We start from the raw sequence: 24,693 nt of genomic DNA, 5'->3' as shown, positions 1-24,693 counted from the left end.
GTTGTGAGAGTCCCGCACGGCACCCAAGGGCGTTGACGGCCGCCCGCCCAAGCGTGGCCCGGGACCGGCCGGCGCCGACCGCGCACCCCTCGTCGCTCACCGAAGCCGCCCGTCACGAGCTCTGCGTTTGACGACGGTCCGGCACGGGGCTGCACTGGATTCATGGACGCCGTGGCGACTCCGTCCTAGGGAGAGCAGCGATGGCAACCCTGGAGAGTTTCGACCTTCTGCAGCCGTACAAGATCGCCGAGGAGACGTTCGTCATCCCGTGGGCCCTTGAGGCCCCGCCGGTCGGCCACTTCCCGATGAACTCGATGGTGATCCGGGGAACCGAACCGGTCCTCGTGGACACCGGGGCGCCCGCAGTGCGCTCCCAGTGGCTGGAGGCAGCCTGGTCCGTCGTGGATCCCCTGGACGTACGGTGGATCTTCCTCACCCACGACGACCGCGACCACGCCGGCAACCTCCTGGCGGTCCTCGCGGAATGCCCGAACGCGACCCTGCTGACGACATGGTTCTCCATCGGCCGGATGGCCGAGGAGTGGGAGACTCCCATCAGCCGGTGCCGCTTCATGACCGACGGCGACACGATCGACGCGGGCGATCGCACCCTGGTCGCCAAGCGGCCGCCCCTGTACGACAACCCCACAACCCGCGCCCTCTTCGACCCGAAGTCCAACGTCCTGTGGGCCGTAGACACCTTCGCCACGAACGTGCCGACCCCCATGCCCGAAATGGCGGCGCTGTCGCCGGACGAATTCCGCGACGGCCAGTTCTTCGGCGGAAGCCTGGTCTCCCCCTGGGTCGCCCTGCTGGACGCCCAAAAGTTCGGGACGGTCGTCACCGACTTCCAACACCTGAACGCCGAGGTCATCGCCGGCTGCCACTGCCCGGTCCTCCGCGGAGCCCAGATCCCCGAGGCCTACGACCTCCTCCGCCGGCTCCCCGGAATCCCACCGTGGGCAGAGTTCACCCAGACCGACCTGGACCAGTGGATGGCGGTTGCCGAGAGCTCGGTTCCGCCGGAGCAGCCGCGGCCGTCGGGAACGTGAGCGGCGCTGCCGCGCGGCGTCGGGATCTGCTGCACCCCGGCGCCTACGACCAGAAACCTGCCACTCCCTGGAAGGCGCGTCAGTCGACGGCGGGGCTACGGCGCTCGACGAGGAAGACATCCCGCCAGGCGCCCCGGTGGCGGCCGAGGCGCTCCCGCGTGCCGACGACGCGGAAGCCGGCTCTCGCATGCAGGGCGAGACTGGCGGTGTTCTCCGGGAAGATGCCCGACTGGACCGTCCAGATCCCGCCGGCGTCCGTGGACGCGAGCAGTTCGGTGAGCAGAGACAGGCCGACACCCCGGCCGCGTGCCTCGGGGTGGACGTACACGGAGTGCTCGACGACACCGGCGTACACGCGCCGCGCGGAGACCGGTGTGACGGCGGCCCAGCCGAGGACCCGGCCGTCCTCGTCGAGGGTCACGAGTCGGTGTCCCCGCGCCCGGGTGCCGTCGAAGACCTCCCAGGTGGGAGCGGTCGTCTCGAACGTGGCGTCGCCGCCCGCGATGCCGAGGCGATAGATCTCAAGGACCTGTTCGGCGTGCGAGGGCAGCATGGGGGCGATCCGCACCGCGTCGTCCCGGGTCATGCCGCGGGCTCGACACCGAGCTCGGTGAGGAGCTCCCGCACGAGGTGCTCGATCCGGTCGCGGATCGGACGGACGGCGGCGACGCCCTGGCCGGCGGGGTCGTCCAGCTGCCAGTCCAGGTACCGCTTGCCCGGGAAGTACGGGCAGGCGTCACCGCAGCCCATGGTGATCACGACATCGGACTCCCGTACCGCGTCGACGGTGAGCACCTTCGGGGTCTCGGCCGAGATGTCGATGCCGGCCTCCCGAAGGGCCTCGACGACGGCCGGATTCACGGCGTCCGCAGGGGCGGACCCGGCCGAGCGCACCTGCACCAGGCCCCGGCCGAGACGGGTGAGGAACGCGGCGGCCATCTGGGACCGGCCGGCGTTGTGCACGCAGACGAACAGTACGGACGGGATCGGGGGAGCGCTCACGAGCGGGTACTTCCTTCACGGGGACGAGGGGGCACGGGTGCGGTGCCCGGGACGGTTGCGGGCCGCCCGAACAGCAGGCCGAACAGGGCGATTCCGGCGACCAGGCCACCGGTCTGCGCGACGACGAACATCGGCACCGATGCGGGGGCGATGCCCGCGAAGGTGTCGGTGAAGGCCCGGCCGAGGGTGACGGCCGGATTGGCGAAGCTGGTGGAGGAGGTGAACCAGTAGGCGGAGCCGATCCAGGACGCGACGACGACCGGGGCGAGGTGCGCACGGCGGACCCTGGGCAGGCCGAGGACCAGCAGGATCAGGCCGGCCGTGGCGACGACCTCGCCCAGCCACAGATGCGGGGCCGACCGGTCGTGGCCGGACCACTGGACGAGCGGTTCGGCGAACATCGCGTCCGCGAGGATCGCGCCGCAGATCGCTCCGGCGCTCTGCGCGGCCACGTAGACGGCGACCTCACGCGCGGGCGGACGGTCGCTGTCATTGTTGCCGTTGCCGTTGCCGTTGTCGTCGCGCGATCGGCGGCCGGTCGCCCAGGCCGCCAGGGTGACCGCCGGGTTGAAGTGGGCGCCCGATACGGGGCCGAGCAGGGCGATGAGGACGCCGAGGCCGAACACGGTCGCCACGGAGTCGGCCAGAAGCTGCACGCCGACGTCCTGGCTGAGCCGGGTGGCCTGGATTCCCGAGCCGACGACGACCGCGACCAGCGCGCCGGTGCCGACGAACTCGGCCGCCGCGCGGCGCCCGAGTGGAGCCGTAGTGCTCACGCGGGCGCCTCGGCGGGAGCCTGCAGCAGGGAGGAGAGCCGCGTCAGCGCGGCGGGCAGCACCCAGTAGTAGACCCAGGTCCCGCGCCGCTCGGAGTCGACCAGGCCGGCCTCCCTGAGCACCTTCAGGTGGTGCGAGATGGTCGGCTGGGACACGTCGAACGGCCCGGTCAGATCACAGACGCAGGCCTCGCCGCCCTCGTGGGAGGCGATCAGTGAGAGCAGTCGCAGCCGGACCGGGTCGGACAGGGCCTTGAAGGCCTTCGCCAGGTCGGCGGCGGCCTCCGCGCCCAGTGGTTCCCGGACCATCGGCGAGCAGCAGGCCTCCGCCTCGACCGGATCGAGGAGTGGCAGTTCCAGATTCGACATGTATCTATATTGACGTCCGTCTCTTCAAGGGGCAACCTTGGACGCAAGATATCGACAGTCATCGATACAGAGATCCTGATCTGCCGCTGACCGCCGTCAAGGCATCCGATCCGAGGAGCCCGTCATGTCCCGTGTCCAGCTCGCCCTGCGCGTCGCCGACCTCGAAGGGTCGATCGCCTTCTACTCCAGACTGTTCGGCGCGGAGCCGGCCAAGCGCCGCCCCGGCTACGCGAACTTCGCCCTCGCCGAGCCGCCGCTCAAGCTCGTCCTCATCGAGGGCGAGGCGGGCGCGGACACCCGCCTCGACCACCTCGGCGTCGAGGTCGGCTCCTCCGAGGAGGTCGGCGCCGCCACCGCCCGGCTCGCACGCGCCGGGCTCGCCACCCTCCAGGAGACCGACACCGCGTGCTGCTACGCCGTCCAGGACAAGGTCTGGGTCCACGGCCCCGGCAAGGAGCCCTGGGAGGTCTACGTGGTCAAGGCCGACGCCGACACCCTCGCCAAGGCCACCGACGCACCGGACGACAGCTGCGCCTGCGCCACCTGCTGACCTGCGCCGGCACCACGTACGGCACGGACATCGCGTACTCCGCCGGGAGTACGGGTGACCACCCCGTCGGGCTGACGTTTTCGCCGGTCCCTCACGGTTAGCGTGGCGGACATGGAACAGGAGCGGACGCGCGGGCACGGGGACGGAGTGCCGCGGCACGTGCCGGGGGAGCGGTGGGGCCACGAGGGAGGCCGGGTGGCCGCGCGTCACTGGGGCCGGTGGCAGCGCGGGGACACCGGCCGGGGCCTGCCCTGGCGGTCCACGGTCCTGATCGCCGTGGTCGTCATGGTGGGAACCGGGTTCGCCGCCAGGAACCAGCCCGACCGCGACGCGCTCGACGCGCTCGGGCGTGCCCTGCTGCTCCTCGGAGCGGCTCCCCTGCTGTTCCGTCACCGGTGGCCGGTACCGGTGGTGTTCGGCGTCGCGGCCGTCACCCTCGGCTATCTCCTGGCCGGTTACCCGTACGGCCCGGTGTTCGCCATGGTCGCCGTCGCCTGCTTCGCGGCCGTCGTGCACGGGCACCGGACCGCCGCCGCCTGGGCCCTCGGGCTCCTGTGGGCGGGCCATCTGCTGCTCTCCCACTGGCTCTACCGCTGGCTGCCCCCGGCGGGCGACGGCCCCGCCCCCTGGGGCCAGGAGCTTCCCGCGGCCGCGTTCGCCGTCGCCGTGCTGGCCGCATCCGAGACGGTCCGGGTACGACGCGAGCAGTGGGCGCAGCTGCGCGCCGAGCGGGCCGCCGCCGAGCAGCGCCGCGCCGACGAGGAACGGCTCCGTATCGCCCGGGAGCTCCACGACGTGCTCGCCCACTCGATCTCCGTGATCAACGTGCAGGCGGGAGTCGGCCTCGCCCTCCTGGACTCCGACCCCGAGCAGGCCCGTACCGCGCTGACCACCATCAAGGCGGCCAGCAAGGAGGCACTCGGCGAGGTCCGGCAGGTCCTCGACACCCTCCGTACCCGCGGGGACGCGCCCCGCGCCCCCGCCCCCGGTCTCGGCCGGCTCCCCGAACTCGTCGAACAGGCCGCCGCCGCGGGCCTCGCCGTCACCGTCGCCACGACCGGCCCGGTGACCGACCTGCCGCCCGGCGCCGACCTCGCCGCCTTCCGGATCGCGCAGGAGGCACTCACCAACGTGGTGCGCCACTCCGGTTCCCGTGCGGCCCGGGTACGGATCGCGTACGGCTCCGGGCGCCTGGAACTGACGGTCGACGACGACGGCCCCGCGACCGGCACCGAGGCGGGTGGCAGCGGCAACGGGCTCGCCGGAATGCGGGAGCGGGCCGCGGCCTTCGGTGGCACCATCGAGGCGGGCGCCCGCCCGGACGGCGGTTTCCGCGTCCACGCCGTACTCCCGCTCCGCCCGGAGGAGACCTCGTGACCGCAGGTGCCCCAGTGATCCGAGTGCTGCTCGCCGACGACCAGTCGCTGGTACGGGCGGGTTTCCGCGCGCTGCTCGACGCCCAGCCGGACATCGAGGTCGCGGGGGAGGCCGCCGACGGCGGCGAGGCCGTGGAGCAGGTGCGCGCCCTGCGCCCCGACGTCGTCCTGATGGACATCCGCATGCCCCGCCTCGACGGCCTTGAGGCCACCCGCCGCATCACGGACGACCCGGACCTCGGGGAGGTCCGGGTCGTCATGCTGACCACCTTCGAGCTCGACGAGTACGTCTTCGAGGCGATCCGCGCCGGTGCCTCCGGCTTCCTCGTCAAGGACACCGAGCCGGAGGAACTGCTCCGGGCCGTGCGCGCCGTCGTCCACGGGGACGCGCTGCTCTCCCCGGGCGTCACGCGCCGGCTGATCGAGGAGTTCGCGGCCCGCTCCAAGGCTCCGGGGGCGACGGCGGCCCTCGGTGCCCTGACCGACCGGGAACGGGAGGTGATGGCCCTGGTGGGGATCGGCCTGTCGAACGAGGAGATCGCCCGCAGGCTGGTCGTCAGCCCGCTCACCGCCAAGACCCATGTCAGCCGCGCGATGGTGAAGCTGGGAGCCCGGGACCGTGCCCAACTCGTCGTCCTCGCCTACGAGTCGGGGCTCGTGCGGCCCGGCTGGCTGGGCTGAGCGGACGGCCCCGGGGCATACCCGCCGCTCAGTCGCGGAGAGCGACCTTCTCCGGGGCGTCCTCGGAGACCCCACCGTCGGAGCGGGCCACCACGACCGACGGTTCGCCGTCCTGCCGCCGCCGCTTCCGGAGCCCCGGCAGCGTGATGAGCAGCCCGGCCAGGGCGATGACGGTGACCACGGCGAGCCCCGGTCGGAAGTTGTCCAGGACCGCCTGCGGGGACGCGGTCGCCCCGTCGCCGTCCGCCGTGATCACGGCGGTGATGACGGCGAGGAACAGTGCGCCGCCGACCTGGATCGAGGTGTTGAGCAGCCCCGACACCATGCCCTGCTCGTGGTCGTCGACCCCGTTGGTCGCCTGGATGTTGAGCGAGGGGAACACCAGCGCGCAGGCCGCGCCGAGCAGCAGCATCGACGGCAGGATGACGGCGGCGTACTGCGGGGTGAGGGAGATCCGCAGGAACAGCGCGTACGCGACGACGAGCAGGGTGAAACCGACGGCGATCACCCGGGGTGTGCCGAAGCGGTCGACGACACCGCCGATCTTCGTGGAGGAGAGCGCCACGAGCACACCGGCCGGCAGGAAGGCGAGCGCCGTCTGGAGCGCGGACCAGTGGAGCAGCGACTGCATGTACTGGGTCACGATGAACTGGAACGCGACGTACGAGCCGAAGAACGCCGCCGCGCCGAGCTGCGCCCGCACCTGTGAGCCGGAGCGCAGCACTCCGAGCCGTACGAGGGGACTCGCGCTGCGCCGTTCGATCAGGACGAAGGCGACGAGCAGGGCGGCGGCCGCCGCGAAGGACAGCAGGGTGCGCACGGAGGTCCAGCCCGTCTCGGGGGCCTGGACGACGGTGAAGACGAGCAGCAGCATCGCGGCCGTGCCGGTGACGGCGCCCGGCAGGTCGTAGCCGCCGGAGGAGTGCTCGCGGGGGCTGTGCGGGATGAGGCGGAGCGCGAAGACCAGGGCGATGAGGGCGACGGGGGCGGGGAGGAGCATGGTCCAGCGCCAGCTCAGCTCGGTGAGGAGGCCGGACAGCACCAGGCCCATGGAGAAGCCGGTGGCGGCGCAGGTGGTGTAGATGGACAGGGCCCGGTTGCGCTGGGGGCCCTCCTTGAAGGTCGTGGTGATGATCGACAGGCCGGCGGGGGCGGTGAAGGCGGCGCTGAGGCCCTTGATGAAGCGGCTGGCGATCAGGAGGGGCCCGGAGTCGACGAGCCCGCCGAGCAGCGAGGCGAGCGCGAAGACGGCGAGGGCGATGAGGAAGACGCGGCGCCGGCCGAGCAGGTCGGCCGCGCGGCCGCCGAGGAGGAGCAGGCCTCCGTAACCGAGGATGTAGCCGCTCACGATCCACTGGAGCGTGGCGGTGGAGAGGCCGAGGTCGGTGGCGATGGAGGGCAGGGCGACGCCGACCATGGAGACGTCGAGGGCGTCGAGGAACATCGCGGCGCAGAGCACGAGCAGGGTGCCCCAGAGGCGCGGACTCCAGCGTTCCGGGACGGAGTTGGGCGCGCCGGAGGGCGCCTCGGTGAGCGGAGAGGTCATGGGAGGGACAGTACATGCACATGCATTGAATGCAAGCGCATTTAATTCCCATGCAACAAAAGAGGTCGTCTCTGCTAACGTGCGGCCATGGCAGCGAACAAGTCCGAACGCGCGCTCGTGGACGAGTGGCGTGACGTCCTCGCCCTGCACGCCCGGACGACCTGTGAGCTCGACCGGGCGCTCCATCCGTACGGACTCGGTGCCAGCGACTTCGAGGTCCTCGACGTCCTCGCCGAGGGCGCGGCGGACGACGGCCCGGCCTCCTGGCGCGTCCAGGAGCTGGCGGGCCGCGTCCACCTCAGTCAGAGCGCGCTGTCCCGGCTGATCGCGCGCCTGGAGAAGGACGGCCTGGTCCTGCGGGGCATGTGCGCGGAGGACCGCCGCGGCGTCCAGGTGAAGCTGACCGGGAAGGGTCTTGCCCGGCACGCCGAGGTGCGGCCGCTCCAGCGCGACGTACTGACCCGGATGCTGGACGGGACGGCCTGACGGGTCCGGGATTCAGGACCAGCCGATCCCGGAGGTCTCGCGCCACAGCCGGGCGATCTCCTCGTCGCCGGTGAGGGTCACGGCGCCGACGGGGAGCCGGTTCCACAGGAAAAGGTACAACCGATCGGCGGGGCCGCCGAGTTCGGCGTCGGCCGGGCCCGTCGCCCGACCGCCCCGCTCGGTCCGGGGCGGCTCCGTCGCCGACAGGTGGACGCTCCAGACGTCTCCCGTGTCGGTCGCGCGCACCCGCAGCGTCCGGGGCTCGGCCGTCCGCACCTTGCTGCGGTCGCGGCCGTGGAAACCGCGCAGCAGCTCGTCGATGCCGTCGGCGGCGACCATCGGCTCCACGGGCCCCGGACCCGCCGCGAGCGCGGACTCGGCGTCCGCGCGGTGGACGGTGGTCTCGTGTGCCTGCCGCCGCGCCCAGAAGGTGAGCGGCGAAGGCGCGGGCAGGAAGGTCCAGCACTCCAGGCTCTCCGGCGCCGCGCGCAGGGCGGCGACCAGGGCGGCGTGTCCCTCGCGGAAATGGGCCAGCAGCTCCTCGCCGTTGAGCGTGGTCTCGCCGCCGTCCGGCTGGTACGTGGCGCGCGCCTCGACGACGAGGTCCGTGGCCCAGCGATGCACCATCGACGTGTGCCGGAGGAGGTCCCGGACCCGCCATCCAGGGCAGGTCGGCACCTCGGCGTCCGGCCCGGCCTCGGCAGCCGCGACCGCCAGGCCGCGGCCGGCGGTCTCCAGGGCGTCGATGTACTCCGTGATCTTCAACGTTCCCCCGCCGATCTTGTCCATGGGGCGCATTCTCGCAGTCGCGGAGGGGCGGCCCGGACTCAACTCACCCGAGGAACCCCGGCGTTCCGCGCCCAGTAGCCCATGGCGGCGGCGCCGGCGGCGAGCACGGCGACCGTCGTGAGGGCCACCGGAAGGGAGAACCAGTCGGCGAGGAACCCGATGGACGGCGGGCCGAGGAGCATGCCCCCGTAACCGAGCGTGGACGCCGTCGCCACCCCGCCGGGACCGGCGACGGCGCCCGCGCGGGCCACGGCGACGGGGAAGATGTTGGCGAGACCGAGGCCGGTGACGGCGAAGCCGAGCAGCGTGGCCCAGACGGTCGGCGCGAGCGCCCCGAGCAGCATCCCGGCGGAGGCCGTGGCGCCGCCCAGGACCAGGGTCCGGGTCTGGCCCAGGCGTTCGAGCAGGGCGGTGCCGGAGAGGCGTCCGGCGGTCATGGTCAGCGCGAACACGGAGTACCCGGCGGCGGCCACCCCCGGGTGCGCGCCGAGGTCCTGCTCCAGGTGGAGGGCTCCCCAGTCGGCGAGTGCCCCTTCGCCGTACGCGGTGCAGAGCGCGATCACGCCGAAGACGAGGACGATGCGACGCGACCCGCCGGACCGCCCGTCCTTCGCACCGGATGCGGGCGCGAGGGACTCGGGTGCCGGGGCGGGGGAGGGGTGACGCAGGAGTACGGGCCCGGCGACGGCGGTGAGAACGAGTCCGACGCCGGTCAGCCCGAGCAGGTGGGCGGTGGGGGACAGGCTCCCGGCGAGCAGTCCGCCGAGCCCCGCCCCGATCATGCCGCCGAGGCTGAACGCGGCGTGGAAGCTGGGCATCACCGGGCGCCGCAGCGCGGTCACGAGATCGACGGCGGCGCTGTTCATGGCGACGTTGATCCCGCCGTACGCGGCGCCGAAGACGAGCAGGACGAGGCCGAGGGCGAGCGGGGACCGGGTGAGCGCCGGCAGGGCGACCGACAGGGAGAGCAGTACGGCGGTGGCGACGGTGACGGCGTGGGAGCCGTGACGGCGGCAGAGCCGGCCGGTCAGCGTCATGGTGATGACGGCTCCGGCGGACACCCCGAGAAGGGCGAGGCCGAGGTCACCGGCCGAGGCGCCGGTCTGCTGCTTGACGGCGGGGATGCGGACGACCCAGCCGGCGAACAGGAAGCCGTCGAGGGCGAAGAAGAGGGTCAGGGCGACGCGGAGGCGGGACAGGGAGTGGGTGGCGGTGTCTCCGCCGGAGCCCCCTGATACGGCCGTCCGTACTTTGTTTAGTAGCGGCACAAACTCAGGATAGGGGGATCCCGCGGCCGCAATCAAGCGGGCGGCGGGCGAACCCGAAGCGTGATGCCCGCTGCCGTGGAGGCTGTCCGGGTGACAAAGGCCAGGTCACCGCGGTGAGGGCGATCCCCAACGGGCCACTGGAGAGCATCGTTTCTGCGCCCGCGTGACCCCGGCATCCGACTGCCCGGCATTGGAGTGAGACGCCGTGTCTCGCCTTTTCCCGAGGCGTTTGACCGGCAGACGAGCACCTTCTGGCACGTCATTCCGAGATCTTGAGGAGTAGCTATGCGTTCTCTCGCCGCGTCTGTCCTGGCCGTGGGCATTCTGCTGGGCGGCGCCGGTGCCGCGCTCGCCGACGACGGATTCGGGGCGGGGTACTTCTCCGCCGGTGGCGCGGGCTTCAGCTCGCACTGCGCGGTGGCCGGCGTCCCGGCCGTGTACGGAACGATCTTCACCGGCTCGTGTTCGGAGAAGGGCTGGGAAAAGGGCCCGGAGGGCGCGTTCCTCGGCGCCCACTGACTTGACGCCACCCCCTGCCTCGGGCGACGGCGCAGCCCGCACCCGAGGCAGGGCCGCACGGCAGGCCAGTCGGCCACGTCTGGACCGACGGGGGGACCTGCCCGCCCGGCCGGATACCTCGCACCCTGCCCAGCGGGTACCCCGCACCCTGCCCGGCGGATACCCCGCACCCCGCCCAGGGGGACACCCCACCCCCCGATCATGGGAGACTCGCCCCCATGAACGGCAAGGCGACGACGACCCGGACACGGCTCGACAGGGGGCGCAACGCGCTCGGCCCCGCGCTGGAGCTGGTGCACACCGGCAGGGCGCCGACGAGGGCCGTCCTCACCGCCGAACTGGGCGTCACCAGGGCCACCGCCGGCGCGGTCGCCGCCGAACTGGAGGCCCTCGGCCTCATCCGCGTGGACTCCAACCCCGGCGCCGCCGCAGGCTCCCAGGGCCGCCCTTCCCACCGCCTCGCCGTCGACGAGAAGGGCCCCGTCGCCCTGGCCGCCCAGGTCCACGCCGACGGCTTCCGCGCCGCACTCGTCGGCCTCGGCGGCACCATCGTGGCCACCGTCCCCGGCTGCGTCACCGTCTCCGCCGACCCGGCCCAGGTCCTCGGCGAGGTCGTCGAGGCCGGAGTCGCCCTGCTCAGGGACAGCGGCCGCCGCTGCGTCGGCGCGGGGCTCGCCGCCCCCTCGGCCGTGGCGGAGCCCGAGGGCACCGCGCTCAACCCGCTGCACCTCGCCTGGCCCGCCGGGGCGCAGGTCCGGGAGATCTTCGCCGAACGGGTACGGGCCGCCGGCATCGAAGGCCCCGCCTTCACCGGCAACGACGTGAACCTCGCCGCCCTGGCCGAGCACCGCCACGGCGCGGGCCGCGGCGCCCGTGACCTGCTCTGCGTGGCCACCGGCCACCGCGGCGTCGGCGGCGCGCTGGTCCTCGACGGGCGCCTGCACACCGGCAGCGCGGGCCTCGCCCTGGAGGTCGGCCACCTCACGGTGAACCCGGAGGGCCGTGCCTGCCACTGCGGCAGCCGCGGCTGCCTGGACGTCGAGACCGACCCCCTCGCCTTCCTCACGGCCGCGGGCCGCGCCCCCGGCCCCGAGCTCTCGCTGCTCCAGCAGGCCCGCGACCTGCTGCGCACGAGCCCCGGCGACCCGGGTGTACGGGTCGCCGTGGGGGAGCTGATCGACCGTCTGGGGCTCGGTCTCGCGGGCCTGGTGAACATTCTCAACCCGGACCGCATCATCCTCGGCGGCCTCCACCGGGAGCTCCTCGACGCGGACCCGGAGCGCCTCCGTGCGGTCGTCGCCGACCGCAGCCTCTGGGGCCGCAGCGGTGGCGTGCCGATCCTCCCCTGCACCCTGGACCACAACAGCCTCGTCGGCGCCGCCGAGCTGGCGTGGCAGCCGGTCCTCGACGACCCGCTGGCGGCACTGAGCCGCGAGCCGGTCTGAGCCCGGACGCCGCTCCCGTACGGGCCGGGGTCACGGCTCGGGGCGCCCCTCGACCAGCGAGGCGAGCCGGTCCAGAGCCATCCGCGTGCCCGCCTCGTCGTCGGCGGCGGGCACGGCGTCGGGCACCCCTTCGTGAACGAGGACCACGTCCGTACCGCCCTCCAGCGCGATCAGCGTCGTGGTGAGGGTCATGGGGCCCTGCAGCCCGGGGTCCTGCGTCTCGAACTCGGAGATCTCGACCACGCGTTCGTCGGGAAGCAGCTCCACGAAGCGCCCGTGATACGTGTCCGTGCGCGCCCCCGACTTGCCGGTGCCGGCGGCCGTGTCGTACGTGAGCGAGACGCGGAACGTTCCCCCTTCGCGGGCGTCGAATTCGTGCACCTCGCAGGTCATCCCGTCCGGCACCCGCCAGCGCGCGACGGCCTCCGGGTCGACAAGCGCCCGGTAGACGGCCGAGGGCGGGGCGTCGACATGACGGGACACGCGCGTGGTGTACACCCCTCCCAGGCTAGGCGGTGTCCGGCCGCGGCGCCCTCTCGGCCGTGCTAGGCCGTGTCCGGAAAGTCCCGCCTGGCCCGCGACGCCTGGCACGCACGATCGCCGCGTTGCCGAAATGCCCAAGTAGCTCCGCTACGAGGGCATCCCGGCGCCTTGCGCTCGCACGCACCAGACGCCGCGGGCCCTGCCCTGCGGGCAGACGGCGCTACTCTCCGGACACGACCTAGCGGCAGAAGGTCCCCGTCATCGGTGAAAACCCCTGGTCGCGGGCGGTCGAACCACGTACCGTTCCCCCTCATGATCACTTCTGAATCCGATCTTCCCCCGCGCCTCGGCAGCCTCACCTTCCACGGCCCGCTCTCCGAGGCCCGCGCCACCCGCATGATCGAGCGGCTCGCCGCCATCGAGCCCGCCGATGTGCTCGACATCGGCTGCGGCTGGGGCGAGTTGCTGCTGCGCGTCCTGGACGCCGCACCGTCGGCCAAGGGGGCCGGGATCGACATCAACGCCGAGGACCTGGCCCGTGGCCGGGCCCTCGCGGAGTCGCGTGGGCTTGCCGACCGCGTCGAGTTCGTCGAGGAGTCGGCGCTCGGCACCGACCGGGGGCCCGTCGACGCGATCCTCTGTCTCGGATCGAGCCAGGCCCTCTGCGACCCCGAGCAGCCGCACGACCCCTCCGCCGCCCTGCGTGAGCTCCGCTGCCTCGTCCGGCCCGGAGGTCACGTCGTGCTCGGGGAGGGATTCTGGGAGCGCACTCCCACGGACGAGGAGCTGGCCGGGATGTGGCCCGGCGCGACCGCGGACGAGCACCTGTCCCTCGGGGCCCTCGTCGACCTCGCGATCGAGGCGGGATTCCGGCCCGCGCGGATCGAGACGGCGAGCGCGGAGGAGTGGGAGGAGTTCGAGTCGGGCTACCGCTACGACACCGAGGTCTGGCTGGCCGCCCACCCCGACCACCCGCTCGCGGCGGAGACCCGTGAGCGCGTCGACCGGCAGCGCTCGACCTGGGTGAACGGCTACCGGCGCGTCCTCGGCATGGCCTACCTGACGCTCGTCGCCGTCGCCTGATCCACCGAGTCCGGGCCACCGTGGCTTGATCCACCGAGTCCGGGACACCGAGTCCGGGACACCGAGTCCGGGACACCGAGGCCGCGACACCGAGGCCGCGACACCGAGTCCAGTCCACGGCCACCGGGGCCGGGGCCGGGGCCACCGAGCCCCGGTCCGACGGACCCGGTCAGGCAAGCCCCGGGCGCCGACTCACCAGTGCCGCCCCCGGCCCAACTGCCCCCGCCCCGGCGCGGACAGATGCAGTACCCGGAAGCGTTCGCCCTCGTCGGCGGGCGCTTCTGCGTCGGCCCACAGGGTGAACGTGAGCAGTTCCCAGTGGCGCGGATCGACCGCCAGGGCGGAGGCCACCACCCCGTCCCGCCGCGCCTCGCGCGCGTGCCGGACCACCGCGTCCGCCACGGCATCGCCCGGCGCGACCGCCTCCCCGAGCGGGGTCCTGCGACGCGTCGCAGCGCCCGGCGCCGCAGCGGACGCGGGCCCCTCCTCGTACGACAGGCCCGTCCAGTGCTGCACCGCGGGCCGGCCGAAGTCGTTCATGATCCCCTGGAAACCCGGGCCCCAGAGGAAGGAGTTCATGCCTTCGGGGGTGGCCCACAGATAGAACGGCGCGTACTGATTCACCGGCGACGCGTCCCCCCGCTCCCGCACCAGGTACGCCTTCAGGCCGAGTCCGGGGAAGCCGTCGAGCAGATGTCCGGCGGCGCGGCAATTCACGGCCGCTCCTATCGCTGTCTCAACTTCACGGTTGGCAAGCCTTGCGCGGCGCCCATGTCTGCCATGCGGTCACTCATTGAGGAGTACGTCTACGCGCGCTGGCTGGGGGCAGTTCTATGCGCAGACTTGAACGCCGCAGACCCTCTCATGGTGGCTGTAGCAGAGCGCTGGGTGGCCCTGACGAAGCCTGAGGAGACGGAGGAGCACCGATACGCCCTGGCAGCCGTGAAGGCGGCTGAGAAGGCTCTTGAGAGGTTTGCGGAGGACCGCAAGGAGGGCATCTACGACGGTGCGATGGGCCGGTTCTTCCCTCGCATCGTCAGCGAGGCGGAGGCGGATCTAAGTAATGCCCTACGCAGGGCCTCCGATTTCAACGGGACGGTGGACCTAACCCTGTTCGACGACTACGACGCGCTGAGTGAGGCGTGGCAGGCGGCTGACGGCGACTTGCGGCGGGATCTCATCCGGCTGGCTATCGACAAGGTCACCGTGACCAGGGGGCAGCGGAGAGGCGCCCCCTTCGACGGCGACGTCCGTTGCGTCATCACTTGGGCCGCACCCGAGCGGAACGACTGACCTTGGGTCCACGAAAGCCCCCGCCGGCCAGGGCGGGGGCTTCTGTGGTGTTCAGGCATCAGCTGATGTCGACCACGCACCGGCCGGCGGACGCTCGGGCAGCTTGGCGCCGGGGCGCCGCATGTACCAGCGGACGAACTCCCGCAGTACCTTGCCGCGGGGGCTCCGGCCGTCAGGGTTCATGGCCTTCGTAGCCGCGAGGAAGGGCTCCCACTCGTCGTCGGCGACACGACGCACCCTGACGGACTGGTCATCGTCACGGCTCTGGCCTACGAGGTCGCCGACCGGATGCAGCTGCCCGCCGTCGTCGCGATGGGGCGGGCCTACGACGTCACGCAGTACGAGGCCGTCGTCTATGACGAACTGTCCCACCTGGAGAGCGTCGACTCCGCCGTCCTTTGGGTGGAGTCCATGCAGGCGGACATGTGCGTCATGAACGTCCGGGACCTGGAGGAGTTCGACATCGCATCGTCTTGTGGGTGGTGTGGCGCCGACGACGAAGACCCGTCGCCGGTCCTCGTTGAAGGCACGTGGTTCCCGGCGGACCTCTGCACCGGGTGCCTGGAGGGTGCTCGTGCGGAGGCGCAGGGCCGGGCAAGCGTGTCCGCGTAATACTCGCCTGTTGAACGACCGGCTTCCCGCTCTGGGGGAGGCCGGTCGTCGGCGTTTCAGGCAACCGCGGGTTGACGTCAGCGGGCATCCTCGTCCCACGGCCGGGCGCGCAGGGTCGCCGATTCCCTCGGATGCCTACACAGAGTGTCGATGAGGGTCAATAGGGGGTTAGTTTGACAGTTTGGTCCCTGGCGCCGGGGAGGACGCGGATCATGATCGTTAACGCGTCACAGCCGCCCCATAACTATATTGAGAGGGAGTTTCACGGACGCCGGCGACTGGCACGGCTCCCGAACTCCCCTCTCTTGCTGCGTCGCCGGTACCTCTCCCGGTGGACGCTCCCGCCCCCTGTGACGTTGAGCAGCCGTGTGGCCGCGACTCTCCTCCGGTGATTACCGGCTCGCTCCGTCGCAGGGGCGGACGAACCTTCAGGCGTCACCCATGTTTGGGTGACGCTCTTTCTTTGGCTCTCAAATCGGCAGGAAGCCTATAAGCCAGGACAGGAGTTCACATGCAGTACCGCGACGTGGAGAGCCCTCCACCATGCACGGGACCGTGCGGCCGTCGGCTGCCCCGGACCGATGAGTTCTACCCGCGCGACGCGATGTCGCCGCAGGGGCTTCGCCGGCGGTGCCGGGAGTGCCGTGCCGCAGAGGAGCGGGAGCGGTACGCAGAGAACGCCCCGTCCATCCTTCAGCGGAAGCGCGAGCAGCGCGTAGAGCGCACCGTGTACTTCGCGACCACAGACCACTGGACGCCTGCCTGAGGCGCACAGACCCTTCAGCCCCTTGCCGTCCGGCAGGGGGCTTTGTCGTACCCCGACCCAACCGGGAGGCCATCACATGCCAGACCCCAACAACCCTGAGTTCCGTGCCGCGTGGAGCGCTGTCCCTGACGTCGTGCACGCGGAGGCGCAGCTCCGCAAGCTGGAGGAGCGCCGAAAGACGCTCGGGGACGTCCTGAGCCCCGACCTTGCCCGGCGCAAGGTGTTCAACGACGCGACGGATGCGCTGTGCGCCGGCGCCGTGTTCCCCGACGACATCGGCAAGCGCGCGGCTGACGCCTACAGGGATGCCCTGGAGGCTGAGTCGGAGGCCCTCGGGCTCAGTGAGGGCGTCAACACCCTTCGAAACCACCTGGTGTACCTGCGCGCACACGAAGGAGCGGAGACGGCTCTCGAAGCCCTCGGCAAGCGCCTCGCGGAGTTCCTGGCGGAGGTGAAGAAGCCGACGGCTGAGCTGAACAGTGCGCGGTCCGCGGAGGAAGCAATCCACATCGGCGGCAAGGCGCCTGCGGCATGGAAGACGCTCACGGAGATGCTCGGGACGCTCCGCAACATCCGGGAAGCCCAGTTCGCCATCCTCCGACCACTCGGCGACGGTCACCGGCTTCAGGAGCTCCGCAAGAAGGGCCACTTCGAGGCGGCCGGCATCGCCCCCGACGGCGTCCCCGCGGACATCCTGCGCGCCATGACGTCGGGCCACTACGACGTTCCATACCTCGTGTACCTGGCAGAGCTTCCCAACGTGTGGGTGCCGCCGAGCTTTGACGCACTGGAGGCGGAAGACATTCCGGACTGCGGCGTGCCCGACGACTCCGTCATCGACTACACCCCGCGCGTGGATCCAATTCCTGAACCTCCGGCTCCGAAGCGGACGGGCGCTGAGCGCGCCCCCGACCTGACCCTGAAGTAGAGAGGCATCAACCGTGACTGAACCAACCCCCCGAACAGATCGCGGCCGGCGAAGCGCACGGGCTGACTCCGCCCATGTGCGCGTTCCTGCGCGGCGAGACCCCCGAGGAACTCCAGGCCGACGCTGTGGCGTTCCTCGAAGCCTTTGGCACGCCAGAGCCGCCCGCACCCGTGTACCGCTCCGGTGGCCCCCGCGGATCCGACGTCGGCAGTGGTGGACGAGGCGTTAGCGACGGCGCCGCCCTCTACCGCGAACGTCACGGCCTGGACGAGGACGGCCGACGTCCCGTGAAGGAGCCTGTGCCGACCGGCAACCGCAACCCGTTCGTCGAGAACGGCTACACCATGGAGCGGTGAGTAGGTTGACACGTCGGAGGGGCAACCCGACTGGGTCGCCCCTCGCGAAGACGTTAGTTGCGCTTGAGGTACTGGAGCACGATGAGACCCGCACCAGTAACCGCGAGGCACGCGGTTCCGGCCTTGGTGAGGCCATCAAGAGCAGTGCCACCAAGTTCGGTGACGACGATAAAAGACAGAAGGCCCGCCACCACACCGACGAGCATCACGATGATGATGTCGCGAACCGGGTGCGCGCAGATAGTGGTGGTGCCGCTGGACGTCACGCTGTTTCCTCCCGAGTGTCACTGACGCGTATTGCATGGAGACACACCTCACCTAGGGGTGAAGTCTCCAGCTAGGAGCCGACGTGGCAGCTCCTGGGCCTGCGCCATTGCGGCGAGGCCAAATACACTCAGTGCGTCCTTTCGGGAAGGGTTGCGCGTGCGAAGGTTTCCAGCCGATACACGCGACGTTGAATGTACCGGAAGGGCAACGGCGTTGCAAGGGGCGTTAGTTCAGCAGGCCAGGGGGGTGGCCCCCAACCGGCAAACGTCCTGACCGTACAGGTGCTGGTCCTCTCTGTCTGTACGGGTCTGGGGAACCTGGACGAGGCCGTTCGGCCCCGTTGCGCGGTAGGCCTGGAGGCGGTCACACAGCCCCTTGCGGGGGCATCGCAGCGTCGAGCTAGCCCCGGAAGCGTGACCCGCCGGCATGGTCGACGTCATGAAACTCGCAGGTGAGAGGCTTGAAAGTGTGACGCGCCCCTACTGCGATGAACCCACGAAGAGGACGTGCGCGATGTGCCCCAACGAGCTGCCGCTCATGGCGCGCTCGCACGCACGCACCTGTTCCCCTCGCTGTCGCAAGGCGCTGTCCCGCGCAGCGAAGAACACGCTCCCCGCTGAGCTGACGACCCGCGACAGGTGGGTGCGTCGAGACGCGGACAAGGTTCCGCTGACGACGGCCGGCACGGCTGCTTCGTCGACGAACTTGCGGACCTGGAGCACGCACGCAGACGCCGCCGCTTCGCCGGTTGGCGTCGGTCTGGGTTTTGTCCTCAGCGACGTCGACGACGTCGTGTGCGTTGACCTGGACCACTGTCTCAATCCGCTCACGGGCCGTCTGGCGCCGTGGGCCGCAGCCATCGTGCGCGACGCGGGGCCGACGTTCGTTGAGGTCTCCGTTTCTGGCACGGGGCTGCACATCTTCGGTCGCGCCGAGGTCCGACAGGGACGGCGCATCCGACGTGGGGACGAGCACATCGAGATCTACGGGCAGGGGCGGTTTATCGCCGTCACCGGGCGGAGGTTTCGGAGCGCGCCGGCTGTGCTGGCAGACCTGTCTGACCTGATCTCCGAGCTGACGGCGTAGCCGTCCTCGACTTCCTTCAAGAGCCCTCGTCCCCTCGGGACGGGGGCTCTCCTGTTTCCCGAGAGGTTCCCATGCCCGCTGACCCGAACGAGCCGTGCGCACGCGACGGCTGCACCTTCCTTCCCATGCTGACGTCGGTAGGTGACTGGCTCCTGCCGACGAACCAAATTGTCCTCGTGGTGGGCCTCCTCGTCGCAGCCGTTATCTACGCCTACAACAACTGGGACTGGTTCCGGATCACCGTCGACACCGTGGCTCAGGCCATTGGGACGGCGATGTCGTGGCTCTGGGGCAAAGTCCTGAAGCCTGTCTTCGAAGGCATCTGGTGGGTGATGAAGAAGGCCGGCGACATCGCCGTCTGGCTGTGGGACGTCATCCTCCAGCCGGTGTTCGCCTTCATCTGGGAAGCAGCAAAGATCCTCTTCACGATCGTGGTTGTTGGAGTACTGACCCCGATCTACCTGGCCTTCAAGGCGCTAGGTGCCATCGCTGAGTGGCTGTGGAAGAACGCAATCCAGCCGACGTTCAAGGCCATCGGCGACATCGCCACGTGGCTGTGGAACAAGGCGATTTGGCCGGCACTCGACGGCATCGGCAAGGCAGCGCTTTGGCTGTACGACAAGGCGATCAAGCCGTACTTCGGCGAGGCGAAGAAGACCTTCGAGGCTCTCGGCGCCGCCGGTAAGTGGCTGTGGGAGAAGATCCTTCAGCCCACGTTCACGTGGATCGGCGACAAGGCGGAATGGCTGCACGACGAAGCCATTAAGCCTGCGTTCGACCAGATCATGAAGGCCGTCGATGCTGTAGCGGACTCGTTCGACGACGGGAAGAGCGCGATCGAAAAGGCCTGGAACAAGGTCCAGGACATCGCGAAGAAGCCCGTTCGGTTCATCATCGAGAACGTCTACAACGGTGGAATCGTTCCGCTGTGGAACAAGGTTGCCGACATTACCGGTGCCGATCCACTGAAGAAGCTGAACCTGAAGGGATGGGCGCGCGGAGGCATTCTCCCCGGTCAGTCCTCATGGCGTCAGGGTGACGATCAACTCGTCCCCATGCGACGCGGCGAAGGCGTCTACGTCTCCGAAGCAATGCGTGACCCCTACGAGCGCGCTCGACTCCACGCGGTCAACTCTGCAGCCATAAACGGGCAGTCGCTCGGCGCTTTCCAGGGCGGCTACGCGGAGGGTGGCATCGTCGGATGACTGAAGGACCGAGCCAGCGACGTTGGCGACTTCTTCTCAAACCCGCTCGAAGTCTTCCGAGACGCGCAGAGCCTCATCAACGACCAGATGAAGGGGATCCTCACCAACCCGTGGGCTCGTGAGATGGCGAAGCTCCCGAAGCAGATGCTGAACGGCCTGAAGGACAAGGCGCTCGACTTCCTCGGCTTCGGTGGCGGCTCGGGTGGCGGTGGAGGCGGTTCGACGTGGCTCCGCCCTGTTGACGCACCCTTCGGCACCCCCTTCGGTCAGCGGGGTTCGATGTGGAGCTCCGGCCGACACACCGGCCTCGACTTCCCCGCGGCCATCGGCACCGCGATTCGGTCCGTGGCCGGCGGACGAGTCTCCATGGCGCAGGGCGGTGGACCCTACGGCCTGCACGTCATGGTCAACCACGGAAACGGCCTGTCGTCGCTGTACGCCCACATGTCCGAGATGCTGACGAGGGTCGGCGACGAGGTCCAGGCGGGACAGACGATCGGACGTGTTGGCGACACTGGCAACGTCACTGGTCCCCACCTCCACCTGGAGGCTCGGAAGAACGGCGTCTCCGTCGACCCGATGGGCTTCCTGACTGGGTCCGGCGGTGGAGGCGGAACGGGCGTCGAGCGCTGGCGGAACGTCGTTCTCCAGGCGCTCCAGATGACGGGCAACCCGTCGCAGTACGCAGACCTCACGCTTCGACGGATGAACCAGGAGTCTGGCGGCAACCCCAACGCCGTCAACGACTGGGACATCAACGCGAAGAACGGCACGCCGTCAGTGGGCCTCATGCAGGTCATCCGCCCGACGTTCGAAGCGTGGGCCGGCCACATGCGTGGTGTCGGTCCGAAGCTCCACGGCGTCAGCACGAACCCCCTGGCGAACGTGTACAGCTCAATGCGCTACGCGATGAGCCGATACGGCTCGCTGCCGACGGCGTACAACAAGCCGGGCGGATACGCCAACGGCGGCTTCCCTGGCGTCGGCGAGCTGGCGTGGGTCGGCGAGAACGGGCCCGAGTCGGTCAGGTTCCTCCACCCGACGCAGGTCTACAACAGCAGCGACCCTGCGGCCATGGTCCGTCAGGCTGCGTCGCTCCAGGCCGGCGCCGGCACTCCCAACGTCATCGTGGAGGCCCGGACCTTCCTGGGAGATCGAGAGCTCACCGACATCGTGCGTACAGAGATCGACGTCCGCGACGCCGACACGGCGCGTGCACTCGAATACGGCCGCATCACCTGAAACACCCTCTCATGCGCCCCGCGGTTCCGACATGGACCGCGGGGCGCTCCTACTTCGAAGGGCAACATCATGGACACCACGACCCCGATCAAGGCTCAGCCAACCGCCTGCCTGCACTGCGGGGTTGAGGTCCCACAGATTGCTGGCGCTGGCCGAATGCGGCGCTACTGCTCAGCCGAACACGGGCGGCTCTGGCGACGTCGCGCGCGGTTCTTCGGGTGGCTTTAGCGTCGGTCAGCCAAGGTACGGCGCTGCACGGACGTCGAGGGCATGCTGAACCCTGAGCCGCTGAGTGTGGTGCATGGGTAGGCGGTCGACGTCCGACGGCGCCACGAACCGGAGCTCCGTGGACTCCTCAGAGATTTGCAGCGTGCCACCGGTCACCCGCGCACGGAAGCACACGTTGAACTGGCGCCGAACTTCCCCGTCGCTGTACTCGATGATGTGACGAGGATCCGTGTACGTGCCGACGAGACCGGTTACCTCGATGTCGAGTCCGGTCTCTTCCTTGACCTCTCGGACGGCTGTTCCGGGGAGGCTGTCGCTCAGCTCCATCCCACCCCCGGGAAGCGCCCACAGGCCGCTGTCGGTACGACGCTGGAGGAGGATGCGCCCCTCCTCGTCGGTGACGAAGGCCGAAGCCGCCACCACCATGCTGTTCGGCTTCGGGGCGGTCGGGTCGTCGTAGTACTCGCGGCGGGCCATGACGTCAGCCTGCCACGGGAGCCCCTGTGGCCCATACGGCGTCAAAGCTCTGGGCGTAGGTGTCGAACATCCCGCCATCGCCACTCCGGCGGAGGTGCCACACAGGGGCGGCGTATGCGTTGGCACCCCAAACGTGGGCGTTGACGAGGCACTGATCATCAGCGCGATAGATGCTGTTGTAGAGCGTCGTACCGTGCGTCCGGATCTCGACGTTCTCCACCCCGATCAGCGATCGGTAATGCATGAGCGCCAACCGACACCGCGACTCAATGCCGTGACCGAACCGCTCTTCCTGGCCCCGCTGTTGAACGTTCTCACTGTCAGCGTCGCCAATGGCGATCCGGATCCGACAGCCGTCGGCAGCGCGCTCCCTGAGTAGCTCGTTCAGCCGCGGATACGCCTCATGGAGGAATACAGCGGCGTAGACGAGTACGTCGACGTGCTCGCGTGCGGGGGCGATGAGGTCGACGAACGTGGACACCGGTAGGTCCGCACGCTGGTCGTAGACCGCGACAAGCTCAGGGCTTATGGCTCGCGCAGCTCGCGCCTGACGAAGAGCCGGCCACAGTGCATGCACGTCTTCCCCCAATGCCTCTGCGGCTTTGAGTGCCGTCTCGCGGCGGGGCGTCCTGCCTAGGTTCACCCAACGTTCCACGCTCTTCGGGTCCACCCCGACAGCGTTCGCGAGTGATGCGTGAGTCCACCCGTCGCCCGTCATGGCCACTCGTAGCCGCTCGTTCTGCATGCCAGTCTCTCCCTACGACGCGAGACGTCGCTAGGGACGTTCTACATCCTCCAGGACGTCCCAAAGTGGGTTTTGTACGTGGTTCCGCCGTCCCGACGCACTGAGCGACGCTCAGGGGACGTGAGGGGACGGTGCGCGATGGCGGAAGAACAGTGGCGGCCGACGAAAAGTCGGTACGCGGTCGACGACGAAGGTCGGATCGGACGTGTGCAGGAAAGCTATATCGGTAGCGTCCTTCTGCGTCCGCCCGGCGGTGGCAAGGAGTGGTCAGTGGCTCCCGAGTCGCTCCGTCAGCCGACCGCCGACGAGATGACGCAGGTACGGGTGTTCACCACTCCCGTGCCGAAGGTGGAGTCATGACGAACCAGACCACTCAGGAACCGGATGTAGTGCTGTCCGCAGACTACGGGGTTCGCCCGCGCCCCGAGCCGGCCGACGGCTGTGCTCCGTGCGCGTTCCTGGTTCTGTGGTTCGACCACTACTCGGGTGCAGGGCAGCAGCGGGACGAATCCGCGGCCGTGGACTGCGTGGTGGAGATCCGGAACCACCCACACAATCCGCCGAAGATGAGGATCAAGGAGTTCGCCCCGCGGCCGACGTCGGGGGTGAAGTCGTGACCGTCAGAGCGGCTCTCCGGTTCGTCACGCACCGCATCACCCGGCATCCCGACTCCGAGCCGACGTTCAGCGCCCGGTGCCTCAACCCGGATTGCGGGTGGTCCGTCGCCCCACGGCTGACGGGGAGCGCGCTGACATCGACTGCATGGAGCACAAGGGGCGGACCGGGCACGCAATCTTCGCCCGGACGTGCGAGACCGTCGCCGTCGTCGTCCCTGTCACGTAGATTTCCGCCTCCCCGTCACGGCCTTATCTGCAGGGACTGTCCCGAACTGGGGAGGCGGAGCCAGGCCCGTGTGGGCGGTCCTCGCGAGACCCCCGCATGGAGAGCGGGTGGGACGTAGGTCGATAGAGGTCGGCGCGCGTCCCGCCCGTGCGGACGTCGAGCTGCATCCTCGTCCCGCGCAGGGTCAGAACCGCGGGCGGCAGGGTCAGTTCAGACACCTGGTTCAGCGGCACGTTTCCACAGCTCAGAGGGGGTTTTCTACCCCTTCTTCTTTTCTCTAGGGTCAGATTGAAGAGAAATATAGGAAACCCTAGAGACCTCCTTAGGGCTTCCTGAAAGTTCCCTCTGATTTGACGGTTTGGCTCCAGTCCGACCCCCGACGGAGGACGAGGCGGCTGACGTCGAGCCGGCGTAGCCCTCTGACTGCCCCGGTCGTCCTCTTCCCCCGTGGAGGGTGGCCGGGGCTTCTTCGTTTCCGCAGGTCACAGGCCGTGGGACTTCTATGCAGGGGTGTCCCGTCCGCTAGGGTGATCTCGTACTGCATCGCGTGCACAGAAGGCTCCGATCGCCCATCGTGGAAGGTCCGTTCAGCTGACGGCGGTACGAGGGGCGAGCAGGCTCAACAGCCCCCGTACGGCACTGTCGAAAGGCGCTCGCGACCCGTTCGCGCGCGCCAGCACGTACCCGCCCTGCACGGTCGCCACGACCGTCGCCGCGATGTCGTCCGCGTCGAGGGAGTCGCTCAACTCGCCGTTGTCCAGCCCCTCCTGGACGACCTCGGCGAGCCGGGCCCGCAGCCGGCCGAGCGCCTCGTCGACCGGTGCGCGCAGAACGGGATCGGCGATCACGTCGGGATCCATCGTCAGACGCCCCACCGGGCAGCCCCGCAGGACGTCCCGCTCACGCAGCAGATAGGCCTCGATGCGGGCGTACGCGGTGCCGCCGCCGCTCAGAACGGCCTCGGCGGCCGCTCCCAGCTCCTCGGCCGTACGCCGGATCGCGGCGAGCGCGAGATCGGGCTTGCCCGCGAAGTGGTGGTACATGCTGCCCTGGCCCGCCTCGGCCGCCTGCTGGATGGCCTTGGGGCTGGTCCCCACGTAACCGCGCTCCCACAGCAGCTCGCGGGTCGCCTCGATCAGTCGCTCGGGGGTGCTCATGTACCCACTGTACATACCAGTAGGTACAGAGAGGAAGGAGAGCCGGAACCGCCACGTACTCCCG

Annotated in this window: 30 protein-coding genes; 16 read left to right on the top strand and 14 right to left on the bottom strand. The window is 70.1% G+C overall.

Annotated elements, in window-relative coordinates:
* Nucleotides 1-200: 200 nt before the first annotated feature.
* Nucleotides 201-1,052 (top strand): MBL fold metallo-hydrolase, encoded by an 852-nt coding sequence (locus tag OG462_RS08010; protein ID WP_406055848.1) that lies wholly within the window; start codon nucleotides 201-203, stop codon nucleotides 1,050-1,052.
* Nucleotides 1,053-1,131: 79 nt separating this feature from the next.
* On the opposite strand, the gene OG462_RS08005 is transcribed toward OG462_RS08010, so the two are convergent.
* The 4 genes from OG462_RS08005 to OG462_RS07990 are packed head-to-tail and all read right to left on the bottom strand — an operon-like array spanning nucleotide 1,132 to nucleotide 3,138.
* Complete coding sequence (locus tag OG462_RS08005; RefSeq protein ID WP_406055846.1) at nucleotides 1,132-1,638, bottom strand: GNAT family N-acetyltransferase; 507 nt, start codon at nucleotides 1,636-1,638, stop codon at nucleotides 1,132-1,134.
* Nucleotides 1,635-2,054: an arsenate reductase ArsC gene (locus OG462_RS08000; RefSeq protein WP_406055844.1), complete on the bottom strand. Its 420-nt coding sequence runs from the start codon at nucleotides 2,052-2,054 to the stop codon at nucleotides 1,635-1,637. Before OG462_RS08000 ends, OG462_RS08005 begins: the two co-directional genes overlap by 4 nt.
* Nucleotides 2,051-2,830: an aquaporin gene (locus tag OG462_RS07995; protein ID WP_406055842.1), complete on the bottom strand. Its 780-nt coding sequence runs from the start codon at nucleotides 2,828-2,830 to the stop codon at nucleotides 2,051-2,053. The genes OG462_RS08000 and OG462_RS07995 overlap by 4 nt, the downstream gene beginning before the upstream one ends.
* On the bottom strand, nucleotides 2,827-3,138 hold the full coding sequence (locus OG462_RS07990; RefSeq protein WP_406066418.1) for an ArsR/SmtB family transcription factor: 312 nt from the start codon (nucleotides 3,136-3,138) through the stop codon (nucleotides 2,827-2,829). Before OG462_RS07990 ends, OG462_RS07995 begins: the two co-directional genes overlap by 4 nt.
* A gap of 184 nt (nucleotides 3,139-3,322) precedes the next feature.
* Here OG462_RS07990 and OG462_RS07985 point away from each other — a divergent pair, with 184 nt between their 5' ends.
* The 3 genes from OG462_RS07985 (at nucleotide 3,323) to OG462_RS07975 (ending at nucleotide 5,805) form a co-directional block, all read left to right on the top strand.
* The gene (locus OG462_RS07985) at nucleotides 3,323-3,748 is read left to right on the top strand and encodes an ArsI/CadI family heavy metal resistance metalloenzyme (protein ID WP_406055840.1); all 426 of its coding nucleotides are present in this window, start codon (nucleotides 3,323-3,325) and stop codon (nucleotides 3,746-3,748) included.
* 111 nt (nucleotides 3,749-3,859) lie between these two features.
* A complete protein-coding gene (locus OG462_RS07980) occupies nucleotides 3,860-5,125 on the top strand; it encodes a sensor histidine kinase (RefSeq protein WP_406055838.1) in 1,266 nt (421 codons plus the stop codon).
* Between the two features lie 14 nt (nucleotides 5,126-5,139).
* A complete protein-coding gene (locus OG462_RS07975; protein WP_406066417.1) occupies nucleotides 5,140-5,805 on the top strand; it encodes a response regulator in 666 nt (221 codons plus the stop codon).
* Nucleotides 5,806-5,833: 28 nt separating this feature from the next.
* On the opposite strand, the gene OG462_RS07970 is transcribed toward OG462_RS07975, so the two are convergent.
* Complete coding sequence (locus tag OG462_RS07970; RefSeq protein WP_406055836.1) at nucleotides 5,834-7,351, bottom strand: MFS transporter; 1,518 nt, start codon at nucleotides 7,349-7,351, stop codon at nucleotides 5,834-5,836.
* Nucleotides 7,352-7,438: 87 nt separating this feature from the next.
* Here OG462_RS07970 and OG462_RS07965 point away from each other — a divergent pair, with 87 nt between their 5' ends.
* A complete protein-coding gene (locus OG462_RS07965) occupies nucleotides 7,439-7,837 on the top strand; it encodes a MarR family winged helix-turn-helix transcriptional regulator (RefSeq protein WP_406055834.1) in 399 nt (132 codons plus the stop codon).
* Between the two features lie 12 nt (nucleotides 7,838-7,849).
* Here OG462_RS07965 and OG462_RS07960 read toward each other — a convergent pair whose 3' ends face one another.
* Together OG462_RS07960 and OG462_RS07955 are read right to left on the bottom strand one after the other, a co-directional pair.
* Nucleotides 7,850-8,602, bottom strand: a complete 753-nt coding sequence (locus OG462_RS07960) for a maleylpyruvate isomerase family mycothiol-dependent enzyme (RefSeq protein ID WP_406066415.1) — start codon at nucleotides 8,600-8,602, stop codon at nucleotides 7,850-7,852.
* A 62-nt stretch (nucleotides 8,603-8,664) separates the two neighbouring features.
* Complete coding sequence (locus OG462_RS07955) at nucleotides 8,665-9,894, bottom strand: MFS transporter (RefSeq protein WP_406055832.1); 1,230 nt, start codon at nucleotides 9,892-9,894, stop codon at nucleotides 8,665-8,667.
* A 285-nt stretch (nucleotides 9,895-10,179) separates the two neighbouring features.
* Between OG462_RS07955 and OG462_RS07950 the strand changes: the two genes are divergently transcribed.
* Both OG462_RS07950 and OG462_RS07945 read left to right on the top strand, forming a co-directional pair.
* The gene (locus OG462_RS07950; RefSeq protein ID WP_406055830.1) at nucleotides 10,180-10,413 is read left to right on the top strand and encodes a hypothetical protein; all 234 of its coding nucleotides are present in this window, start codon (nucleotides 10,180-10,182) and stop codon (nucleotides 10,411-10,413) included.
* Between the two features lie 218 nt (nucleotides 10,414-10,631).
* The gene (locus OG462_RS07945; RefSeq protein WP_406055828.1) at nucleotides 10,632-11,858 is read left to right on the top strand and encodes an ROK family protein; all 1,227 of its coding nucleotides are present in this window, start codon (nucleotides 10,632-10,634) and stop codon (nucleotides 11,856-11,858) included.
* A gap of 30 nt (nucleotides 11,859-11,888) precedes the next feature.
* Here OG462_RS07945 and OG462_RS07940 read toward each other — a convergent pair whose 3' ends face one another.
* Nucleotides 11,889-12,356 carry an SRPBCC family protein gene (locus tag OG462_RS07940; protein ID WP_406055826.1) on the bottom strand — a complete coding sequence of 156 codons (468 nt, stop codon included), beginning with the start codon at nucleotides 12,354-12,356 and terminating at the stop codon, nucleotides 11,889-11,891.
* A 297-nt stretch (nucleotides 12,357-12,653) separates the two neighbouring features.
* Between OG462_RS07940 and OG462_RS07935 the strand changes: the two genes are divergently transcribed.
* A complete protein-coding gene (locus OG462_RS07935) occupies nucleotides 12,654-13,424 on the top strand; it encodes an SAM-dependent methyltransferase (protein WP_406055824.1) in 771 nt (256 codons plus the stop codon).
* A gap of 192 nt (nucleotides 13,425-13,616) precedes the next feature.
* Here OG462_RS07935 and OG462_RS07930 read toward each other — a convergent pair whose 3' ends face one another.
* A complete protein-coding gene (locus tag OG462_RS07930; protein ID WP_406055822.1) occupies nucleotides 13,617-14,141 on the bottom strand; it encodes a DUF4865 family protein in 525 nt (174 codons plus the stop codon).
* Between the two features lie 63 nt (nucleotides 14,142-14,204).
* On the opposite strand from OG462_RS07930, the gene OG462_RS07925 reads away from it, so the two are divergent.
* Nucleotides 14,205-14,717 carry a hypothetical protein gene (locus OG462_RS07925; protein WP_406055820.1) on the top strand — a complete coding sequence of 171 codons (513 nt, stop codon included), beginning with the start codon at nucleotides 14,205-14,207 and terminating at the stop codon, nucleotides 14,715-14,717.
* A 51-nt stretch (nucleotides 14,718-14,768) separates the two neighbouring features.
* On the opposite strand, the gene OG462_RS07920 is transcribed toward OG462_RS07925, so the two are convergent.
* Complete coding sequence (locus OG462_RS07920) at nucleotides 14,769-14,954, bottom strand: hypothetical protein (RefSeq protein ID WP_406055818.1); 186 nt, start codon at nucleotides 14,952-14,954, stop codon at nucleotides 14,769-14,771.
* A 51-nt stretch (nucleotides 14,955-15,005) separates the two neighbouring features.
* Between OG462_RS07920 and OG462_RS07915 the strand changes: the two genes are divergently transcribed.
* The 3 genes from OG462_RS07915 to OG462_RS07905 all read left to right on the top strand — a co-directional run bounded on the left by OG462_RS07915 (nucleotide 15,006) and on the right by OG462_RS07905 (nucleotide 17,379).
* Nucleotides 15,006-15,329 (top strand): hypothetical protein, encoded by a 324-nt coding sequence (locus tag OG462_RS07915; RefSeq protein ID WP_406055817.1) that lies wholly within the window; start codon nucleotides 15,006-15,008, stop codon nucleotides 15,327-15,329.
* Nucleotides 15,330-16,171: 842 nt separating this feature from the next.
* Entirely contained in the window at nucleotides 16,172-17,023 is an 852-nt protein-coding gene (locus OG462_RS07910; protein WP_406055815.1) for a hypothetical protein, read from the top strand.
* A gap of 74 nt (nucleotides 17,024-17,097) precedes the next feature.
* Complete coding sequence (locus tag OG462_RS07905) at nucleotides 17,098-17,379, top strand: hypothetical protein (RefSeq protein ID WP_406055813.1); 282 nt, start codon at nucleotides 17,098-17,100, stop codon at nucleotides 17,377-17,379.
* A 53-nt stretch (nucleotides 17,380-17,432) separates the two neighbouring features.
* On the opposite strand, the gene OG462_RS07900 is transcribed toward OG462_RS07905, so the two are convergent.
* Nucleotides 17,433-17,645, bottom strand: coding sequence for a hypothetical protein (locus OG462_RS07900; protein WP_384140251.1), 213 nt, complete (start codon nucleotides 17,643-17,645; stop codon nucleotides 17,433-17,435).
* A 514-nt stretch (nucleotides 17,646-18,159) separates the two neighbouring features.
* Here OG462_RS07900 and OG462_RS07895 point away from each other — a divergent pair.
* The 3 genes from OG462_RS07895 to OG462_RS07885 all read left to right on the top strand — a co-directional run bounded on the left by OG462_RS07895 (nucleotide 18,160) and on the right by OG462_RS07885 (nucleotide 21,179).
* Nucleotides 18,160-18,732, top strand: coding sequence for a DNA primase (locus OG462_RS07895; RefSeq protein ID WP_406055811.1), 573 nt, complete (start codon nucleotides 18,160-18,162; stop codon nucleotides 18,730-18,732).
* Nucleotides 18,733-18,857: 125 nt separating this feature from the next.
* Nucleotides 18,858-19,937: a hypothetical protein gene (locus tag OG462_RS07890; RefSeq protein ID WP_406055809.1), complete on the top strand. Its 1,080-nt coding sequence runs from the start codon at nucleotides 18,858-18,860 to the stop codon at nucleotides 19,935-19,937.
* Between the two features lie 123 nt (nucleotides 19,938-20,060).
* Entirely contained in the window at nucleotides 20,061-21,179 is a 1,119-nt protein-coding gene (locus OG462_RS07885) for a peptidoglycan DD-metalloendopeptidase family protein (protein WP_406055807.1), read from the top strand.
* A 234-nt stretch (nucleotides 21,180-21,413) separates the two neighbouring features.
* Here OG462_RS07885 and OG462_RS07880 read toward each other — a convergent pair whose 3' ends face one another.
* Both OG462_RS07880 and OG462_RS07875 read right to left on the bottom strand, forming a co-directional pair.
* Entirely contained in the window at nucleotides 21,414-21,884 is a 471-nt protein-coding gene (locus tag OG462_RS07880; RefSeq protein WP_406055806.1) for an NUDIX domain-containing protein, read from the bottom strand.
* 4 nt (nucleotides 21,885-21,888) lie between these two features.
* Complete coding sequence (locus tag OG462_RS07875) at nucleotides 21,889-22,629, bottom strand: XRE family transcriptional regulator (RefSeq protein WP_406055805.1); 741 nt, start codon at nucleotides 22,627-22,629, stop codon at nucleotides 21,889-21,891.
* A 356-nt stretch (nucleotides 22,630-22,985) separates the two neighbouring features.
* Here OG462_RS07875 and OG462_RS07870 point away from each other — a divergent pair, with 356 nt between their 5' ends.
* Entirely contained in the window at nucleotides 22,986-23,246 is a 261-nt protein-coding gene (locus tag OG462_RS07870; protein WP_406055803.1) for a hypothetical protein, read from the top strand.
* A gap of 813 nt (nucleotides 23,247-24,059) precedes the next feature.
* On the opposite strand, the gene OG462_RS07865 is transcribed toward OG462_RS07870, so the two are convergent.
* Nucleotides 24,060-24,644 (bottom strand): TetR/AcrR family transcriptional regulator, encoded by a 585-nt coding sequence (locus tag OG462_RS07865; protein ID WP_406055801.1) that lies wholly within the window; start codon nucleotides 24,642-24,644, stop codon nucleotides 24,060-24,062.
* Nucleotides 24,645-24,693: the final 49 nt, after the last annotated feature.

Source organism: Streptomyces sp. NBC_01077 (genome assembly GCF_045162855.1).
Taxonomy (GTDB): domain Bacteria; phylum Actinomycetota; class Actinomycetes; order Streptomycetales; family Streptomycetaceae; genus Streptomyces.
This window is presented reverse-complemented; position numbering and strand designations above follow the sequence as displayed.